Consider the following 17953-nt stretch of genomic DNA (forward strand, 5'->3'; position numbering starts at 1 on the left):
CCCCCGCGTGACCGACGGACCCCTGATCGTCCAGAGCGACAAGACCATCCTCCTCGAGGTGGACCACGAACTGGCCACCGAGGCGCGGCACGCCATCGCGCCGTTCGCGGAACTGGAGCGGGCCCCCGAGCACATGCACAGCTACCGCCTGACCCCGCTGGGCCTCTGGAATGCCAGGGCCGCCGGACTGGACGCGGAAAAGGTGCTGGACGCACTCCTGAAGTACTCCCGTTTTCCCGTGCCGCATTCGCTCCTGGTGGACGTGGCCGAAACCATGTCCCGGTACGGCCGGCTGCGCCTCGAAAAGGACCCGAGGCACGGCCTGGTCATGCGCACCGATGACTATCCCGTGCTGGAGGAAGTCATCGGGGCCAAGAAGATCGCGCCGCTGCTCGGACCAAGGATCGACGGCGAGACGGTGGTGGTCCACGCCTCACAGCGCGGGCAGCTCAAGCAGCTGCTGCTGAAACTGGGCTGGCCGGCGGAGGACCTGGCCGGCTACGTGGACGGCACCCCGCACCTGATATCCCTCAACGAGGACGGGTGGGCACTGCGCCCGTACCAGCGCCTTGCCAGCGAAAACTTCTGGGCCGGCGGCAGCGGGGTGGTGGTGCTCCCCTGCGGTGCAGGGAAGACCCTGGTGGGGGCCGCGGCCATGGCCACCGGCTCCACCACCACCCTGATCCTGGTCACCAACACGGTGGCGGCCCGGCAGTGGAAGGATGAACTGCTCCGCCGGACGTCCCTCACCGAAGACGAAGTTGGCGAGTACTCCGGTGCCCTGAAGGAGGTCCGCCCGGTGACGATCGCCACGTACCAGGTCCTCACCACCAAGCGCGGCGGGATCTACCCGCACCTTGAACTCGTGGACGGGCACGATTGGGGACTGATCATCTACGACGAGGTCCACCTCCTGCCGGCCCCCATTTTCCGGATGACTGCGGACCTGCAGGCGCGCCGGCGGCTCGGACTGACCGCCACCCTGGTCCGGGAGGACGGCCGGGAAGGCGAGGTCTTCAGCCTGATCGGACCCAAGCGGTATGACGCGCCCTGGAAGGACATCGAGTCCCAGGGCTACATCGCGCCGGCGGATTGCGTGGAGGTCCGCGTCGATCTGCCGCAGGATGAGCGGGTTGCCTATGCCATGGCCGACGACGCGGACAAATACAGGCTGTGCGCCACCTCGGAATCCAAGACCCAGGTGGTGGAGCAGCTGGTGGCCCGGCACGCCGGTGAGCAGTTGCTGGTGATCGGGCAATACATCGACCAGCTGGACGAACTCGGCGAGCGCCTGGACGCGCCGGTGATCAAGGGCGACACGTCCGTCAAGGTGCGGCAGAAGCTGTTTGACGCGTTCCGCGCGGGCGAGCTGCAGACACTCGTGGTGTCCAAGGTGGCCAACTTCTCCATCGACCTGCCTGAGGCCTCCGTGGCCATCCAGGTCTCAGGTTCCTTTGGGTCCAGGCAGGAAGAGGCGCAGAGATTGGGCCGGCTGCTGCGGCCCAAAAAGGACGGCCGCGCCGCTCGGTTCTACTCCCTGGTGGCACGGGACACCCTGGACCAGGACTTCGCTGCCAAGCGCCAAAGGTTCCTGGCCGAACAGGGGTATGCCTACAGGATCATGGACGCGAAGGACGTGCACGCCACCGATTAGGCGGCGTGCATTCCCTGGTGCGGAAAGCACGGCTCGGTCGCACACTGGAAGCATGACTATGAGAATCGTTCGGGCCGTCCCCGGGCCCGGCCAGGAGTCGGTCTGGGATTACCCGCGCCCGCCACGGATCGAACCCAGCAGCGAACGGATCCGGATCGTCCTGGGCGGCGAATTGATCCTTGACACCACGGATTCCCTGCGGGTCCTGGAGACCAGCCATCCTCCGGTCTACTACCTCCCGCTATCGGCTTTTGCGCCCGGCACACTGGAGCACGCCGCGGGCAGCAGCTTCTGCGAGTTCAAGGGCGCGGCAATGTACCTCACCGTGCGCGGCGGCGGGAAGGAGGCCGAGGGCGCCGCCTGGTCCTACCCCGAGCCCGCTGCCGGGTTCGAGGCGCTGGCCGGCAGGGTGGCCGTCTACCCGGCCAGGATGGACTACTGCGAGGTGGACGGAGAACGGGTCACCGCGCAGCCGGGACGTTTCTACGGCGGCTGGATCACCAGCCGCGTGGTGGGGCCCTTCAAGGGAGAGCCCGGAACGATGGACTGGTAAGTACAAGCGCACCATCATCATGCTCACAACGAATATCCAGACAACTCCCAGAGACTGGGAGCATGATGGGAGCATGAACAAGAACGGTCCAGAAGCCAGGCTGCTCGTCGTCGACGACGAACCCAACATCCGCGAGCTCCTCTCCACGTCGCTGCGGTTCGCAGGCTTTGAAGTGGTCTCAGCCGCGAACGGGCGTGACGCCCTTGCTGCCGCCGATACGCAGGCTCCTGACCTGGCCGTACTGGACGTCATGCTTCCCGACATGGACGGCTTCACCGTCACGCGCCGGCTGCGGGCCTCCGGAAAACACTTCCCCGTCCTGTTCCTCACGGCCAAGGACGACACAGAGGATAAAGTCACCGGCCTGACGGTGGGCGGCGACGATTACGTCACCAAACCCTTCAGCCTGGATGAAGTAGTGGCGCGCATCAGGGCGGTGCTCCGCCGGACGCAGCCCCTGCTGGATGACGACGCGATCATCCGCGTGGACGACCTCGAGCTCGACGACGATGCCCACGAGGTGCGGCGCGGCGGCACCGTCATCGAACTCTCCCCTACCGAGTTCAAGCTGCTTCGTTACCTCATGCTCAATCCCAACCGGGTGCTGTCCAAGTCGCAGATCCTGGACCACGTCTGGGAGTACAACTTCAACGGTGACGCGTCCATCGTGGAGTCCTACATCTCCTATCTGCGGCGCAAGGTCGATATCGACCCCGAGGCGCCGGCCCTGATCCAGACCAAGCGCGGCGTAGGCTACGTGCTGCGGACGGCTGAAAAGCGCTGACCTTGCTGAAGCGGTGGAAGTCGGCCTCGCTCAGGTCGCAGCTGGTGGCCATGATCATGGCGCTGCTGATCGTGGCCTTGACGGTCACCGGGGCGGTGACGTTGACGCTGCTCCACAGTTACCTCCAGGGCCAGGTGGACGACAAGCTGAATGCCGCGGTCGACTCTGCCCGGAAGCAGCGCTCGTTCACCCAACTGCAGGCACCCAGCTCGATTCCCACCGACTATTCCCTGATGCTCTTCGCCCCGGGCGAGCAGCCGTACACGTTCGGCGGCGATCCGGACGACCATCCGGACATCAGCGCCATCAGCGTGGACCAGGCCCAGGCGCGCGGACTTGCTCCCTTCCAGGTCCGCGGAACAGACGGCGAAAACTGGCGGGTTGTGGCGGTGACGGTCCAGAACGGCCAGTCCACCGCCGTCGTGGTCATCGGGCTGCCCCTGGAGAGCGTCGACGACGTCCTCAAGCATGCCACCCTGGTGGTTACCGGGGTAGGACTGCTGACGCTGCTGCTGGCCTCGCTCATTGCCAGCTGGACCGTCTCGCGGGCCTTCCGGCCGCTTGCCAGGGTGGAAAAGACTGCAGCGGCAATCGCCGCCGGGGACCTCTCCCGCCGCGTGGAGGTGGAGAACCCAACCACCGAACTGGGGCGGCTCAGCAGCTCCCTGAACGCCATGCTGGCGCATATCGAGACAGCTTTTGCGGCCAGGACCGCTTCCGAGGCAAGGATGCGCCGATTCGCCGCCGACGCATCGCACGAACTGCGCACTCCCCTGGTAACCATCCGTGGATTCTCCGAGCTTTACCGCCATGGCGCCCTGGCCACGGACGACGACGTGGCCACGGCGATGAACCGGATTGAAAGCGAAGCCAAGCGCATGGGCTCCATGGTTGAGGACCTGCTCCTGCTGGCCCGGCTTGACGAGCAGCGGCCGCTGCAGCAGAAACCGGTGGACCTCCAGCTCATAGCCCATGACGCCGTGGTGGACACCCAGGCCAGCGACCGTTCCAGGGTGATCACGCTGACCGGGCTCGACGGCGGAACGGCGGCACCGGCCCCCGTGCTGGGGGATGAGGCCAAACTGCGCCAGGTGGTGGGCAACCTGGTGGGCAACGCCTTGCGCTACACCCCCGAGGGCAGCCCGATCGAGCTTGCGGTCGGGGTGCGGGCGGACGACGGCGAGGAGCGCTCCGTCATCGAGGTACGGGACCACGGGCCCGGGATCTCGGAAGATGATGCGGCGAAGGTTTTTGAACGCTTTTACCGGGCTGACACGTCCCGCACCCGGGAGACGGGCGGCAGCGGCCTTGGCCTTGCCATCGTCGCCGCCATCGTTGGGTCCCACGGCGGCTCCGTCCGGGTGGAAAAGACCGACGGCGGGGGCGCCACCCTGGTGGTCAGCCTTCCGCGTCGGGAAGACACACCACGGCCCGGCGACGGGCAGGAGGACGGCGACGGGCAGGAAGAAGCGCACGGCAGTATTGCCCGGGCCAAGGGCAGCGACGGGTCGGTTATCCACATATAGCCTTCCCATCATGGAGGCGCGTGCGGATGCTCCGTAGGCTCGTCCCAGCAGTCCGGAACCGCCGGGCCCGGGGGCGGTACGCCTTGCCTACCCTCCCGCCGTAGTGAGCGTAGTGAAAGGCACAGCCATGAGCATCATTTCCGTCGATACCGAACTGCTTCAGGTGAAGTCCGCCAGCGTGCAGGCAACCGTGGACCGGATCAGCACCGACGTGCAGACCATGAAGCGGGGCCTCGATGAACTGCAGGGCTCATGGCGCGGATCGGCAGCCACCAACTTCCAGGCCCTGATCACCGAATGGACCATCACCCAGGGCCGTGTGGAGGCCTCCCTGGCGTCCATCAATGCGGCACTGGCCTCCGCGGCCGCTACCTATGCCCAGGCGGAGCAGGGAAATACGCAGCGCTTCAGCTGACGGTGTGCCCCTATTACGCCTCCGGCGTGCCTTGGTGGAAGCGCAGCCGCCACCGGCCGCCGTCCAGGACCCACAGCGAGCTGCGGAGCGTCGTGCCGGAGCGGGCAAAGCTTCGGTAGGTCAGCAGTACCGCGCCGGTGCCGATGCGCTCAGCACCGAGGATCTCGATGTCGGTACGTTCGCCGGGGTCTTCTTCCAATGCCATCATCATCGCGTCGCGGGTCCAGACCCTTCCCGAACTACCGATCTCCATGAAGTCCGGGTGGAGCAGGACAGCGGTGCGGCCGATGTCCCCGCGCACCAGCGGCCCCAGCAGCTCGCGTTCGAGCTCTTCCACCAGCGCCTCCGGCGGGATGGCACCTCCCTGCCCCCTTGCCTCAGCCACTTCAAGGGCCTCATCGTCCAGTTCGCTGAACAGGTCGAGTTCCTCGAAGGCAGAGACCGGGCCGGGAGTGGGCCGCCCCGTGCCGGCTGCAGGTGCGTTTCCACCGGACCGCGTGGATGGGGCGGCGGCCGGCTGGCCCGGAATATCCAGCGTGGCGGGCGGCAGGCCCACACCGGATGGTTGCTGCGCGTTCACAGTGCGCATCGAGGCTGCCTGCCGGCGGGGGTCCGCCTGCTGTGCGCCCGGGTGGTGCCCGCCGGGGAATCCAGGCCCCGACCTTGCCGCCACTCCCTGCTGGTATGCCGTGGCGGCAGCCCTGGCCCGTTCATCGGCGGCCTCGTTGAGGTCATGCCCGGCATGGCCCTTGACCCACTCAAAGGTATAGATGCGGCCGGCAAGCTCCCGGTCGAGTTCCTTCAGCAGTTCCACGTTCAGGACGGGCTTTCCGTCGGCCTTGCGCCAGCCCTTGCGTTTCCACCCTGGCATCCACTTGGTGATGGAGTTGATCACATACTGGCTATCGCACAGGATGCGCAGGTCTTCCCCGGGCAGGTGCGCGGTGGCGCGCAGGAGATCAAGGACAGCCATCAGCTCCCCCTGGTTGTTGGTCCCGTGCGGCCACCCTCCTGCCCGCCAGCAATCATCATTCACATACCAGGCCCAACCGGCCGGACCAGGGTTACCCAAGGCCGAACCGTCAGCCGCTGCAGTAATCGTCACCGGTCCATCCTGCCAGAAGCAGCTGACAACGGGCTGGCGCCGGGGCATCCCAGGACACGCCACGACGAAAAATGCGGCCCCCTCCGAGGAGGGGGCCGCATTTTCTGTAACTGGCGGGACAGGTCCCGGCGGGGAAGCTTAGAAGCCGCCCATGCCGCCCATGCCACCCATGTCGTCACCGCCGGCAGGGGCAGCAGCCTTCTCCGGCTTGTCAGCCACTACTGCTTCGGTGGTGAGGAACAGGCCGGCAATGGAAGCTGCGTTCTGCAGGGCAGAGCGGGTCACCTTTACGGGGTCGTTGACGCCGGCAGCCAGCAGGTCGGTGTATTCACCGGTTGCTGCGTTCAGGCCGTGACCTGCGGGCAGGCCGCGGACCTTGTCGACAACCACGCCGGGCTCGAGGCCGGCGTTGAAGGCAATCTGCTTCAGCGGGGCGTCGATGGCAACGCGGACGATGTTGGCGCCCGTTGCTTCGTCGCCGGACAGCTGCAGGTTGGCGAATGCCTTGGCACCGGCCTGGATCAGGGCCACGCCGCCACCGGCGACGATGCCTTCCTCAACTGCAGCCTTGGCGTTGCGGACTGCGTCCTCGATGCGGTGCTTGCGTTCCTTGAGCTCAACCTCGGTAGCCGCACCTGCCTTGATGACTGCAACGCCGCCGGCCAGCTTGGCCAGGCGTTCCTGCAGCTTCTCGCGGTCATAGTCGGAGTCGGAGTTCTCGATCTCGGCGCGGATCTGGGAAACGCGGCCTGCGATCTGGTCGGCGTCGCCAGCACCTTCGACGATGGTGGTCTCGTCCTTGGTGACAACAACCTTCCGGGCCTGGCCCAGGAGCTCCAGGCCGGCGTTCTCCAGCTTGAGGCCAACTTCCTCGGAGATGACCTGGCCACCGGTGAGGACAGCGATGTCAGCCAGCTGGGCCTTGCGGCGGTCGCCGAAGCCCGGAGCCTTGACGGCTACGGACTTGAAGGTGCCCCGGATCTTGTTGACGATCAGGGTGGCCAGGGCTTCGCCTTCGATGTCTTCGGCGATGATCAGCAGCGGCTTGTTGGACTGCATGACCTTTTCCAGGACAGCAACCAGTTCCTTGACGTTGGAGATCTTGGAGTTGACGATCAGGATGTAGGGATCCTCAAGGACCGTCTCCTGGCGCTCTGCGTCGGTGACGAAGTAGGCGGAGATGTAGCCCTTGTCGAAGCGCATGCCTTCGGTGAGCTCGAGCTCCAGGCCGAAGGTATTGGACTCCTCGACCGTGATGACGCCTTCCTTGCCCACCTTGTCCAGGGCTTCGGCGATGAGGGCACCGATCTCGTCGTCACCGGCGGAGATGGAGGCCGTGGCCGCGATCTCTTCCTTGGTTTCGATTTCCTTGGCGGAGTTCAGCAGTTCGGCGGTGACGGCCTCAACAGCCTTCTCGATGCCGCGCTTGAGGGACAGCGGGTCGGCGCCGGCTGCAACGTTGCGCAGGCCTTCCTTGACCAGTGCCTGTGCCAGGACCGTTGCCGTAGTGGTGCCGTCACCGGCAACGTCGTCAGTCTTCTTGGCAACTTCCTTGACCAGCTCTGCGCCGATCTTCTCGTAGGGGTCGTCCAGCTCGATCTCCTTGGCGATGGAAACACCATCGTTGGTGATCGTGGGGGCGCCCCACTTCTTTTCGAGGACGACGTTGCGTCCACGCGGGCCGAGGGTGACCTTAACGGCGTCGGCGAGGGTGTTCAGGCCACGCTCAAGGCCGCGGCGTGCCTCTTCATCAAATGCAATGATCTTGGCCATAACGGCAATAGTCCTTTCGGGACAGTCGTTAAGAATGAACCTTCGCTGCAGTGCCCGCGACGGACGATCCTTTGACGGCGGCCTCTGTATGCCCCCGGGGTGGGATCTCACTGAAGTAAGGTGTTTCTTTCGCTCCTCGACCGGTGCAGCGCGCCGCCGGCCGGGACCAGGCTTTGCTTAGCAGTCGGTACGTCAGAGTGCTAACTCAATAATTAGCACTCCCCAGGTGAGAGTGCAAGCGATAAGGCGCCTGGCGCACGCTCTGCAAGGGGCGCTTCGCCCAGGGCGATCAGCCGGCGCGTCCGGCCGTCTCCCGGCCCGCGGGGACGGGGTTGTTGTCCGCCCCGTATTTGAAGACGGAAAAAACGGCCGACGTGATGTCCCCATTGGAATCGAAGGCAACCGGGCCGGATTCGCCGTCGTAATTGATGTCCGGGCCAGCGGCAAGTCCGCCCAGGCACTCCTTGTAGCTGAGGCAGGGGGCCGACGGGGTTCCGGCTCCGGGAATTCCCGTTCCGCCGGACACGGGAATGAGGTTGGCTGCTATGGAGCGGCCCGCGTCGTCCTGGGCGCGGGCGGCTGCCAGGGCCGCCAGTGTTACGGCGTCGAAGGTTTCGGCGGCGTAGGAGACATCCTTGAGGGAAGGGTCCACCGCCAGGAGCTTTGCCTGGAAAGCGGCCGTGGGCAGCTGGCCCGGGATAATGGCGCGGGCGCCGTCAAGGACGCCGGACCCCAACCCGGATCCGTAACGGGCAAAACCGCCGTCGCTGAGGATGAGCTTCGAACCGGCAACGCCGGCGTTGTGCAGCGCAGCCAAAGCGCCCTGGGCGCCGTCACGGGCGACCAGGACAACAGCATCAGGGCTGGCTTTGGCCACCGACTGCGCGGCGTCGGCAACGTTCCCGGGCTTGAAGCCGACTGCCGGCAGGACCGTCAGCCCGGAGCCCCGGGCGGCTTCCGTGACCGCAGTGGAGACCTCCTTGCCGTAGGAGCCTTCCTGGTAGAGCACGCTGATGGTGGCGGCGCCGCCGTCCTTGGCGAGTTTGGCCAGCACGGGGCCCTGTGCGACGTCGGCCGCGGCCGTCCGGAAATAGTAGCCGCCGCTGGCCCTGGTGGAGAGCGCCGAAGCGGTATTGGCCGGTGAAATGACCGGCACGTGTGCACGGGAAAGGACGTCGGTGGCGGCCGCTGCGTGGCTCGAGTCGGTGGGCCCGATGGCTACGTCGGCTTTGGCGTCCACCAGGCCCTTGGCCTGGGCGGCGGTGTCCTGATCCGGATGCACGGGGAGCAGCTCCACCGGGCGCCCCTTGTGGCCACCTGCCGCATTGATCTCCTGGATGGCCACTTTGGCAGCGGCCAGCTGGGCTGCGTTGAGGAAGGCGTTGGCGCCGGTGTTATCCAGGAGCAGGCCCACGCGGAGGACGCCATCGCCGGAGGCCTCGGCCGATTGAACCCGGGCGTTTCCCCCGGCGGCGGCGCATGCCGTAACGGAAAGGACGGCTGCCAGCGAAACGGCAAGCGCGGTCCGGACGCGGGCGGCGGGGCGATGGACCGGCATCACTGGACGGGCCGGACGTTTTCGGCCTGGGGGCCCTTCTGGCCCTCTCCAATATCCAGTTGCACCCGCTGACCCTCCTCAAGGGCGCGGTAGCCCTCCCCCTGGATCGCCGACCAATGGACAAACACGTCGTCACTGGAGCCGTCAACGGTGATGAAGCCGTAGCCCTTTTCAGCGTTGAACCATTTGACGGTTCCCAGTGCCATGTTGAACAACTCTTTCCGTTGGGTGCCGGGAGGGACCGGACCAGCGTAACTGGAGGGCGTTTCGGCTACCGGTAACCGGGGCCGAGCACCACCACGAGCGGTACCTGGAATTGGGTGCTGTTCACCACGGTGGGAATGTTCAGCAGCGCAGCGAGTGCCTGCGCGCTTGCCAGTTGCTGGGGGCCGGCGTAGAAGATCACGGAGGATTTCTGAGGAGCGCCGGACCAGTTGCCCACCGGGCCGAGCCGCCACCCGTCGGCCTGGACGGCAACGCCCACCCGGCTGGCCAGGCCAGCGGTACCTGCCGCGTTGTAGACGGCTACTGGCTGGGTCTTATCGACGACGGCCTGCTGGGTTGCGGACGCCGAGGGCTCAGGCGCGGCTACGTCGCTTTGGCTGGGCACGGAAGAGGGAGACTGCGTGGCAGACGGTGTGGTCGGTGCAGGCGAAGCGGTGGATCCTGTGCCTGCCAGCGGGGCCGACTCCACGCTGGCCGATGCCTGGCTGGCGGTGGTGTTGAATCCGAGCTTGGGAAGGATCAGGAAGGACACCAGGCCGATGGCCAGGGCCGCCGCTCCCACGGCCAGGATTGGCCACAGCCGCACGCGGGACGGGGCCGAGGCCGTCCGGTGGACACCTTGTCGCGACGCGGCCTCCGGGACCTTGTCGAATTCATCGCGGGCGTATCTGGTCATGGTGGAAGGACATCCTTGTTGATTGCGGCTGGTGTCCCGGACTGGGGCGTCTTAAGCGTCGGATCCCAGGCGCCGGGCGGTGCGCGCACGGTGGCGCGACGTACGTAGTCTACGCAATCTCTTGACCAGCATGGGATCGTGGGCCAGTGCGTCCTCGCGGTCAATGAGGGCGTTGAGGAGCTGGTAGTAATGGGTCGCCGAGAGGTCGAACAGTTCGCGGATGGCCTGTTCCTTGGCTCCCGCGTATTTCCACCACTGCCGTTCCAGGGCCAGCATCTGCTGTTCGCGCTCCGAGAGGGAGGACTCGCGGAGGTTGAAATCCGCCAGGAGGGACTTCCGTGGTTCCTGCTCCGGCAGGTGTTCCCGGGCCGGTTCCGCCACGGCACGCTCCTTCGCTGGTTACGGTAAATGTCTTACCCCCATGCTAGCCGCCGAATAACATCAGTGTCATTTGGGTGCCTGCCACAATGGAACGATGTTTGAATCGGATGCGCTGTTCGAGCTCCAGCAGTCCCCCGCGGACGACGTCAGCTTCGCCGACCTTGCCCGGCTGCCGCTGGCCGGGCTCATGGCCCCGGACTGGGCCGACGCGCTCCACAGCGTGGAGGCCCAACTCCGGAAGGTGCTGTCCTTCCTTGCAGCGGAAGAAGCCGCCGGGCACCAGGTCCTGCCGGCGCCGTCGAACGTCCTGCGCGCCTTCCGCCAGCCCCTCAAGGACGTGAAGGTCCTCATCGTGGGGCAGGATCCCTACCCCACGCCGGGACATGCCGTCGGGCTGTCGTTTTCCGTCGAGCCGCACGTGCGGCCCATACCCCGCAGCCTGGTGAACATCTACAAAGAGCTGGAATCGGACCTGGGGATTCCGCCGCGGGTCCACGGCGACCTGTCGGCATGGTCGGAGCAGGGCGTGCTGCTCCTGAACCGGGTGCTCACCGTCCGGGCCGGGGCCGCGGGTTCACACCGGGGCAAGGGCTGGGAGGAGATCACGACGGCGGCAGTCACGGCGTTGGCGGCCCGCAAGGCACCGGACGGGTCAAGGGCGCCGCTGGTGGCGGTACTGTGGGGCAAGGAAGCCGAGTCCGTCCGCCCGCTTCTGGCCGGGGCGCCCGCCGTTGCCAGCGCCCATCCCAGCCCGCTGTCCGCCTCGCGCGGATTTTTTGGCTCGAGGCCGTTCAGCCGCGTGAACAAACTGCTGCGGGAGCAAGGTGCGCCGGACGTAACCTGGGAGCTCCCGCCGTCGCCCTAGCTTAGGCTTGCCTTATGAGCACTGTCCCTGCCGCCACCAGCGCAACCAAGAAGAGCCGACCCCAGGTCAACCTGACCGTGCTGCGCAAAGAGCAGCTAACCCCGCACATGGTGCGGATCGTGGCGGGCGGAGACGGCTTCAGTGATTTCACCAACAACGGTTTCGTGGACCGGTATGTGAAAATCGTCTTCCCCCAGCCGGGCGTTGACTACCCTTCCCCCCTTGATCTCTGGGAGGTCCGGGAAACCATGCCGCGCGAACAGTGGCCGTACACCCGCACCTATACCCTGCGCTGGGTGGACCCGGAAGCCCGCGAGCTGGCCATCGACTTCGTGGTCCACGGCGACGAGGGGCTGGCGGGTCCGTGGGCGGCCAATGCCCGGCCCGGGGACACGCTCACCTTCACCGGCCCGGGCGGCGCCTACAACCCCAACCCGGATGCTGACTGGTACCTGTTTGCCGGCGACGAAGCGGCACTGCCCGCCATGGCGGCATGCATCGAGTCGCTGCCGGCGGACGCAACCGGGCTCGCTTTCCTGGAGGTCGGTTCCGAAGCGGACATCCAGTCCATTGCCGCCCCCGCCGGGCTGGACGTGAGGTGGCTGCCGCGCAACGGCGCTCCCGCCGGTTCCAGCGATGTACTGGTCAAGTCGGTGGCGGACGCCCAGTGGCCCGCCGGCACGGTGGACGTTTTTGCGCACGGCGAACGTGGTTACATGAAGGCGCTGCGCGAGGTCTTCTTCAAGCAGCGCGGCCTGGAGCGCCGGCAGGTATCGCTCTCCGGTTACTGGGCACAGGGCCGGGTGGAGGATGTGTTCCAGGCGGAGAAGAAACTGCCCGTCGGACAGATCTAGGCCGGCCTCGCGTCCGAATGCTAGCGGCGGCGTGCCCGGCGCCGCTCGTTGCTCGCCAGGCTGCGGGTCAGTGGACGGGCCAGGACGTCACCCAGGACGATTCCGCCGGCCGTTCCCAGCACGATGGCGCCGGCGCTGAGCATTCCACCGGCACCGGCCAGGATTTCGGTTTCCTCAACGGTGAGCACGTACATGGACCGGAAGATTGTCAGGCCCGGCAGCAGGATCAGCGCGGCGGGGACTGCCACCACCAGCTGCGGCGCCCCCATCCGCAGGGCCACCACCCTGGCCAGGAGGCCAATGACGACGGCGGCAATGGCCGGCGAGAACCGGTCGCCGATTCCCAGCTGGCCGCAGCCCAGCAGCACCAGGTAGCCTGCCACCCCTACGGCGGCCGTGGGCAGCAGGAGCTGCCAGGTGGTCTGCTCCGTAATGCCGATGGCCATGACGGCCGCGGCTACGAAGAGGATCAGGACCCAGAGGTCGTAGGCGGGCGGGAAGGTCTGCGTGACGTCGATGCGCTGCAGGCCGGTCAGCTCCCCCACGACGAACGCGACGGCGATGCCCGCCACGATGGCGCCGAAGGTCAGCAGCGTGGACAGGAAGCGTCCCGCGGCCGTCACCGGGAAGCCGTTGATGGCGTCCTGCACCGAGGACACCAGGCGCCCGGTGGGCAGGAGCAGCAGGATGCCGCCCACCACCACGATCGAGGGTGACGTGGTGAGCCCCAGCTGCCAGAGCAGGAGCGCCAGCATGGTGACCACGAACGAGCAACTGGCGGTGATGAAGAAGTCCGGCACCCGCCACCGTCCCAGCTGGCGGGCCAGCAGGCTGATGCCGATATTGGCAACGAACGCGATCAACGACGACACCGGTCCGCCGCCCAGCACGCCCACGAACACGGCCGCGAAAACACCGAAGGCGCCCGTGACCATCCAGCGGGGATACGGCTTGGGGCTGGTGATGGCCTCGTTGAGCCTGCGGATCGCTTCATCACGGCCCACGCCGCCGGCAACGATGTCCGTTACCAGCTGGTGGACCTTGGCAAGGCCCGCATAGTTGTTGGTCCAGGACCGGACCACGCGCAGCAGGGCAATCGGTGTCTGGTCCTTGGGGGCGTAGTTGATCCCCACGGACTGGTTGGTGATGTCCACTTCGATGTTCTTCAAACCCAGCGCGGCGGTGACGGCGATGATGCTGGTCTCCACTTCCAGGGCGCCTGCACCGTAGCGGAACATGGTCTCGGCAAGATGCAGGGCGAAGTCCAGGGTTTTGCGCGCGGACGTGTCCACGCCGCCCACCTGGATGGTGGGGTTTGCGTAGGGACTTCCGGCCAGCCGGTCCACGATGCTCAGGGGCGCCGTGGGCGGATTTTCGCCCTGCACCAGGCGGCGCAGCATCCTCTTGGCGGCCGCATCCTGCCGGAGCTGCGCAGGGGTCAGCGGTTCAGTTTTGGGCAGGCCGTCAGTCTTCGGCCTGGACCCTGGCCGTTCGGGCCGGTTGCTCATGCCCGTTCCTCCCTGTGCGCGGTTGGTGGATGGTCAGGCTGCGCGCTTGAGCGGCAAGTTCCCCAGCAGTGTGCGGGCAGCGGCGGCAGCGGACCTGGCCAGCCGGTTGGCGTGGAAGACGGCGGGACGGACGGGCAGGACAAAGTCCCCCACCAGCTGGACCACTTCCCCGCCGAACCCCTTCTTGAACTCGTAGCCGCCGTGGCCTTCCTCGTCCTGTCCGGAGATGCCGAAGGTGCCGTAGAAGTTGTACCGCGGGTACCCCTTTTCCAGCGCATGCAGCATCATGCCCCAGTACAGCGACGTTGCGCCGTTGAAGTAGATGTAGTCCTGGACGGTGCCGCCGATCACGCAGACCACCTCGTCGCCATAGCAAACGAAGTGGATGGCAGCCACGGTGGCGGTACCCACGGAGTCGGGGAACCGTTCAATGTCCTTCAGGCTCCGCTCGTAGCTGTCCACCAGGTCCTGGACCACCTTGAGCCGGTTGGCTTTCTTCTTACTGCCGGTTTCCTCCACCTCGCGCCGCAGATCGTCAGCCGTGGCGGACTCCGCGGCCAGGCGTTCAGTGATGGACTTCCGGTAGGCCGGAATGTCGATCTTGGCCATCATGAGCTTGGTGAATTCCGGCGACGTGGTGCGGAGGAGGTGCTCGTAGTACCCGCGTTCGCGGTAGACGAATCCCTTTTCGTCCCCGGCCCGGCTCAGGGCTCCGTAAAACTCGTCCAGGGTTTCCAGGGTGGCCTGCTCCAGGAAGACGCCGTTCTTCTCCGCCTTGCGGATGGCCTTCCGGGTGCGGTAACTGGTGCCCATGATCAGTTCTTCGGCGTCCTGGATGCCCACCAGGTTCTTGATGAACATCCAGTTGACGTTGACGAAGTTCATGTCCAGGCCCTGGTGCTGGAATCCGAGCCCTTCCAGGTCCGCCACCAGCGGCCGGTTGTCCTCGACGTCGGGGTGCTCGGCGCCGTCCTCGTCCCGGGCTATGTACCGGATGTTGGGTGAGATCCTCAGTTCAGCGGCTTTGCGGCCTGCAGCATGCTTCCGGAGAAGTTCGACGACGCCGCCCACCAGTTCGCGGTCCGTGTAGTCCATGAGGGGTCCCTTGGCGCATTCACAGACCGTGTAGCCCAGCCGGGTGGTGGTGTAGTTGAGCTTTCCCGCTGCCACGAGTTCGCCGTCGCGCCGGACGCCGAAGAGCTCCACCTGCTGGCCGCGGGCGCGCTGGAAGCGGGCAAAGTCGATGGACTGCAGGAAGCTGTTCTGCGGGTGCTTCAGGGCGAAGGCCTCAAAGTCGGCGTCGCTGAGGTTGGCGTATTCAAGCCCGGTAGCGGCGGAAACTGGATTCAAGGGGTGACCTCTTCTGATTCTTCGCGGCCTGGGGCCAGGCGCTGGACGGACGGTGTTCGTGCGGGCCCTGCGGGTGAAAGCGGGCCCTACGGGAGGGCTCGGTGGTTTTGCTGCCGGAGCCGGTCAGTAGAACTGCTGGCCGGTGCGGGCGGTCTCGATCCGGCGGAACACCTTTTCTCCGCCGCTGACCCAAAGCCGGTGACGGAGCGGGGACAGGACGTAGTCATGGCAGCCCACAAAGTCCGTGACAGTTTTGGTGAAGCTGGTCTTGAACATGCCCATTCCGTAAAGGTTGTGGGTTTTGTCCTTGATGCGGGCGGCCGGCGGGGTACCGCAGAAGTCGTATTCGGTACAGCCGAGTTCCTGCATGCGCCGGATGGCAGTCCACTGCACCAGGTGCGAATCCCCGTACTGCTTGCGGTTCTGGGTGGAACCGCCGTCCTTATAGGTCGCTTTGGCACCGTAGTTGATGACGAATGCCCCCACGCTGGGTTTCCCGTCCTCGTAGGTGAAGAAGAAGTTGCCCTGGCCGCGGTTGCAGAACTCGTCCCAGAACCGGGCGTAGTAGTCGTAGCTGCGCAGGGGCATGGAACCCTTGGCCTTGACGGTGTCGGCCATCAGTTCGTAGAGCGCACGGTAGGTCTCAGGGCCCGGTTCCTGCCGTACCACCTGGCAGCCCTCGCGTTCTGCGCGCCGGACGGCGTTCCTGGCGCGGGAGGAAATGGCTTTGAACACTTCCTCCTCCGTCCCGGAGATATCCAGCAGGGCGGTGGAGTCATTGGACTGGATGTTGGGCGCTTTGACCAGGGTGGCGGCCCGAAGTTCTTCCTGTGCAGCCTCGGAGTCGACGATGTCCGGCTCCACCTTGATGGTGAAGACGTTCAGTTTGCGGCTGCGGACGAAAGCCGCGCACGCTTCGAGGGCTGGTTTCAGGTCTGCGGGGTCCGCCACGTCGGGGCCCTTGATCAGATACCAAAGCCGCCCCAGGACGGGGAACCGCTTTTCCAGCACCAGGTTGTAGCTGGAGCTTCCGCCGCTTTCCAGCACCAGGAACAGGACCTTCCAGCCACTTCCGTTCTTGACGGAGGCGTACGCGGCGGACTGCAGCATGTTGCCGCCGTTCGGGTTGGCCGTGACGTGCTTGTCCCAGTTCTCAATTTCCTCGGCTGTGGCAAAACGTGCGGTGAATTCTCGCAAGGGGGCCGTGTCCAATCGGGTTTGTGCGCGGTTTCGGTACTTCTGGATGCGTGCGGACATGCAGCCTCAAGTCTAAAGCCTCAGCGATGCCAGCCTTTTCTCCGGGCCTGCCTGGCATGGCGCCGATGCAGGCCGAATGCCACCTTGACGCGGCTCATGGCATTCAACAAGTGTGGGGGTATGAGGCCGGACCAGGGACAGAGCGGTACAGACGTGAAGAGAGGGCGGCCCTACAGTGCAGGTGTCCAGGCGGCGGCCCTTGCCGGGTTCCTGGTGGCGTCCCTGCTGGTGGCAGGCCTCGGCGGCCTGGCGTCTGCAGCGAATGTCAACGGCTGGTACGCCACCGCGGACAAAGCGCCGTGGACCCCGCCCAACGGTGTATTCGGCCCGGTTTGGGCCGTCCTGTACACGGCCATGGCCGTGGCCGCCTGGCTCGTGTGGCGCAAGCGCAGCACCGGAACCCGCAGGGCCATGACGGCATATGCCGTCCAACTGGTTCTGAACCTCGCCTGGACGCCGGCGTTCTTTGCGCTCTACCCGCTCCTGGGCACGACGGCATTGTGGTTGGGGCTGGCCATCATTATCACCCTGATCGGCGCCGTCGCAGTGACCGTGATGTACTTCGGTCCCATCAGCCGGGCGGCAGGACTGCTCCTGCTGCCATACGTCTCATGGCTGGTGTTCGCAGCCAGCCTCAACTGGTGGGCGGCAGCGCACAACTAGCTCAGCCCTGTCCCGCCATTCCCGCGCTGCCGCCGGGAACCGTCAGCATTCGACGACGTTGACGGCGAGGCCGCCCATGGCGGTTTCCTTGTATTTGGAGGACATGTCTTTGCCGGTTTCGCGCATGGTGATGATGACTTCGTCGAGGGAGACGCGGTGGGTTCCGTCGCCCCAGAGCGCCATTTTCGCGGCGTTGATCGCTTTCGCGGCGGCGATAGCGTTCCGTTCGATGCAGGGGACCTGGACCAGGCCGCCGATCGGGTCGCAGGTCAGGCCGAGGTTGTGTTCCATCGCGATCTCCGCGGCGTTCTCCACCTGTGCCGGGGGACCCGCCCATGACCTCGGCCAGGCCCGCGGCGGCCATCGAGGACGCGGACCCCACCTCGCCCTGGCAGCCGACTTCAGCGCCGGAGATCGAGGCCTGTTCCTTGTAGAGGACCCCTACCGCGCCGGCGGCGAGCAGGAACCGCACCACCACGCCGTCGCGGTCTTCCTGTGTGGCGGTGTCCATGCCGGGGGCGAAGTGCAGGGCGTAGAACAGCACCGCGGGGATGATCCCGGCCGCGCCGTTGGTCGGGGCGGTGACCACCCGGCCGCCGGAGGCGTTCTCCTCGTTCACCGCCAACGCCACCAAGTTAACCCACTCCTGCCAATACGCGGGCTCAAACGGGCCCGCGTCCCAGGCCGCGTCCGGGTCCTGATCACGCCCGCCGGCGCATTCCTTTTTCAGCCGGCCGTACCAGTCCGGGGCGCGGCGGCGGACCTTCAACCCGCCCGGCAGCACCCCGTCCCGTTTCAGCGACGCG

General features: G+C 66.2%; 17 protein-coding genes and 1 pseudogene. 8 read left to right on the forward strand and 10 right to left on the reverse strand.

Annotated features, from left to right (window positions below; all coding sequences use genetic code 11):
• Positions 1-7: 7 nt before the first annotated feature.
• The 5 genes from J2X98_RS16345 (at position 8) to J2X98_RS16365 (ending at position 4932) form a co-directional block, all read left to right on the forward strand.
• Positions 8-1654: a DNA repair helicase XPB gene (locus J2X98_RS16345; RefSeq protein WP_307310234.1), complete on the forward strand. Its 1647-nt coding sequence runs from the start codon at positions 8-10 to the stop codon at positions 1652-1654.
• Between the two features lie 52 nt (positions 1655-1706).
• A complete protein-coding gene (locus tag J2X98_RS16350) occupies positions 1707-2207 on the forward strand; it encodes a DUF427 domain-containing protein (protein WP_141943507.1) in 501 nt (166 codons plus the stop codon).
• A 73-nt stretch (positions 2208-2280) separates the two neighbouring features.
• Positions 2281-2991, forward strand: coding sequence for a response regulator transcription factor (locus J2X98_RS16355; protein ID WP_141943509.1), 711 nt, complete (start codon positions 2281-2283; stop codon positions 2989-2991).
• 2 nt (positions 2992-2993) lie between these two features.
• Entirely contained in the window at positions 2994-4517 is a 1524-nt protein-coding gene (locus J2X98_RS16360) for a sensor histidine kinase (RefSeq protein WP_307310240.1), read from the forward strand.
• A gap of 127 nt (positions 4518-4644) precedes the next feature.
• The gene (locus tag J2X98_RS16365) at positions 4645-4932 is read left to right on the forward strand and encodes a WXG100 family type VII secretion target (RefSeq protein ID WP_141943513.1); all 288 of its coding nucleotides are present in this window, start codon (positions 4645-4647) and stop codon (positions 4930-4932) included.
• A 13-nt stretch (positions 4933-4945) separates the two neighbouring features.
• On the opposite strand, the gene J2X98_RS16370 is transcribed toward J2X98_RS16365, so the two are convergent.
• From J2X98_RS16370 to J2X98_RS16395, 6 genes are all read right to left on the reverse strand, one after another.
• A complete protein-coding gene (locus tag J2X98_RS16370; RefSeq protein WP_307310242.1) occupies positions 4946-6037 on the reverse strand; it encodes a ribonuclease HI family protein in 1092 nt (363 codons plus the stop codon).
• 138 nt (positions 6038-6175) lie between these two features.
• Complete coding sequence (groL, locus tag J2X98_RS16375; RefSeq protein ID WP_110543978.1) at positions 6176-7810, reverse strand: chaperonin GroEL; 1635 nt, start codon at positions 7808-7810, stop codon at positions 6176-6178.
• A 289-nt stretch (positions 7811-8099) separates the two neighbouring features.
• The gene (locus J2X98_RS16380) at positions 8100-9368 is read right to left on the reverse strand and encodes an ABC transporter substrate-binding protein (RefSeq protein ID WP_307310246.1); all 1269 of its coding nucleotides are present in this window, start codon (positions 9366-9368) and stop codon (positions 8100-8102) included.
• Positions 9368-9574: a cold-shock protein gene (locus J2X98_RS16385; RefSeq protein ID WP_141943519.1), complete on the reverse strand. Its 207-nt coding sequence runs from the start codon at positions 9572-9574 to the stop codon at positions 9368-9370. The genes J2X98_RS16380 and J2X98_RS16385 overlap by 1 nt, the downstream gene beginning before the upstream one ends.
• Positions 9575-9639: 65 nt before the next feature.
• Positions 9640-10269, reverse strand: a complete 630-nt coding sequence (locus tag J2X98_RS16390; protein ID WP_307310249.1) for a LytR C-terminal domain-containing protein — start codon at positions 10267-10269, stop codon at positions 9640-9642.
• A gap of 51 nt (positions 10270-10320) precedes the next feature.
• Positions 10321-10650 (reverse strand): DUF3263 domain-containing protein, encoded by a 330-nt coding sequence (locus J2X98_RS16395; RefSeq protein ID WP_373460910.1) that lies wholly within the window; start codon positions 10648-10650, stop codon positions 10321-10323.
• Between the two features lie 94 nt (positions 10651-10744).
• Here J2X98_RS16395 and J2X98_RS16400 point away from each other — a divergent pair, with 94 nt between their 5' ends.
• Together J2X98_RS16400 and J2X98_RS16405 are read left to right on the forward strand one after the other, a co-directional pair.
• The gene (locus J2X98_RS16400) at positions 10745-11515 is read left to right on the forward strand and encodes a uracil-DNA glycosylase (protein ID WP_307310251.1); all 771 of its coding nucleotides are present in this window, start codon (positions 10745-10747) and stop codon (positions 11513-11515) included.
• 14 nt (positions 11516-11529) lie between these two features.
• On the forward strand, positions 11530-12369 hold the full coding sequence (locus J2X98_RS16405; RefSeq protein WP_307310254.1) for a siderophore-interacting protein: 840 nt from the start codon (positions 11530-11532) through the stop codon (positions 12367-12369).
• A gap of 20 nt (positions 12370-12389) precedes the next feature.
• Here J2X98_RS16405 and J2X98_RS16410 read toward each other — a convergent pair whose 3' ends face one another.
• The 3 genes from J2X98_RS16410 to J2X98_RS16420 form a co-directional block, all read right to left on the reverse strand.
• A complete protein-coding gene (locus tag J2X98_RS16410) occupies positions 12390-13877 on the reverse strand; it encodes a threonine/serine exporter family protein (protein WP_307310257.1) in 1488 nt (495 codons plus the stop codon).
• Between the two features lie 33 nt (positions 13878-13910).
• A complete protein-coding gene (locus tag J2X98_RS16415) occupies positions 13911-15227 on the reverse strand; it encodes a peptidoglycan bridge formation glycyltransferase FemA/FemB family protein (RefSeq protein WP_307310259.1) in 1317 nt (438 codons plus the stop codon).
• Between the two features lie 123 nt (positions 15228-15350).
• A complete protein-coding gene (locus tag J2X98_RS16420; protein ID WP_307310262.1) occupies positions 15351-16484 on the reverse strand; it encodes a lipid II:glycine glycyltransferase FemX in 1134 nt (377 codons plus the stop codon).
• Between the two features lie 120 nt (positions 16485-16604).
• On the opposite strand from J2X98_RS16420, the gene J2X98_RS16425 reads away from it, so the two are divergent.
• On the forward strand, positions 16605-17147 hold the full coding sequence (locus tag J2X98_RS16425) for a TspO/MBR family protein (protein ID WP_307310265.1): 543 nt from the start codon (positions 16605-16607) through the stop codon (positions 17145-17147).
• Between the two features lie 42 nt (positions 17148-17189).
• Here J2X98_RS16425 and J2X98_RS16430 read toward each other — a convergent pair.
• Positions 17190-17953: pseudogene (locus J2X98_RS16430) on the reverse strand (L-serine ammonia-lyase); the annotation flags it as partial.

Source organism: Pseudarthrobacter enclensis (genome assembly GCF_030811655.1).
Taxonomy (GTDB): Bacteria; Actinomycetota; Actinomycetes; order Actinomycetales; family Micrococcaceae; genus Arthrobacter; species Arthrobacter enclensis_A.

Excerpts from the sequence above, each read along its gene's own strand:
- J2X98_RS16350 (WP_141943507.1), top strand. The coding sequence starts at position 1,707 with ATGACTATGAGAATCGTTCGGGCCGTCCCCGGGCCCGGCCAGGAGTCG.
- J2X98_RS16355 (WP_141943509.1), top strand. The coding sequence starts at position 2,281 with ATGAACAAGAACGGTCCAGAAGCCAGGCTGCTCGTCGTCGACGACGAA.
- J2X98_RS16365 (WP_141943513.1), top strand. The coding sequence starts at position 4,645 with ATGAGCATCATTTCCGTCGATACCGAACTGCTTCAGGTGAAGTCCGCC.
- groL (WP_110543978.1), bottom strand. The coding sequence starts at position 7,810 with ATGGCCAAGATCATTGCATTTGATGAAGAGGCACGCCGCGGCCTTGAG.
- J2X98_RS16380 (WP_307310246.1), bottom strand. The coding sequence starts at position 9,368 with ATGCCGGTCCATCGCCCCGCCGCCCGCGTCCGGACCGCGCTTGCCGTT.
- J2X98_RS16385 (WP_141943519.1), bottom strand. The coding sequence starts at position 9,574 with ATGGCACTGGGAACCGTCAAATGGTTCAACGCTGAAAAGGGCTACGGC.
- J2X98_RS16390 (WP_307310249.1), bottom strand. The coding sequence starts at position 10,269 with ATGACCAGATACGCCCGCGATGAATTCGACAAGGTCCCGGAGGCCGCG.
- J2X98_RS16400 (WP_307310251.1), top strand. The coding sequence starts at position 10,745 with ATGTTTGAATCGGATGCGCTGTTCGAGCTCCAGCAGTCCCCCGCGGAC.
- J2X98_RS16405 (WP_307310254.1), top strand. The coding sequence starts at position 11,530 with ATGAGCACTGTCCCTGCCGCCACCAGCGCAACCAAGAAGAGCCGACCC.
- J2X98_RS16410 (WP_307310257.1), bottom strand. The coding sequence starts at position 13,877 with ATGAGCAACCGGCCCGAACGGCCAGGGTCCAGGCCGAAGACTGACGGC.
- J2X98_RS16420 (WP_307310262.1), bottom strand. The coding sequence starts at position 16,484 with ATGTCCGCACGCATCCAGAAGTACCGAAACCGCGCACAAACCCGATTG.
- J2X98_RS16425 (WP_307310265.1), top strand. The coding sequence starts at position 16,605 with ATGAGGCCGGACCAGGGACAGAGCGGTACAGACGTGAAGAGAGGGCGG.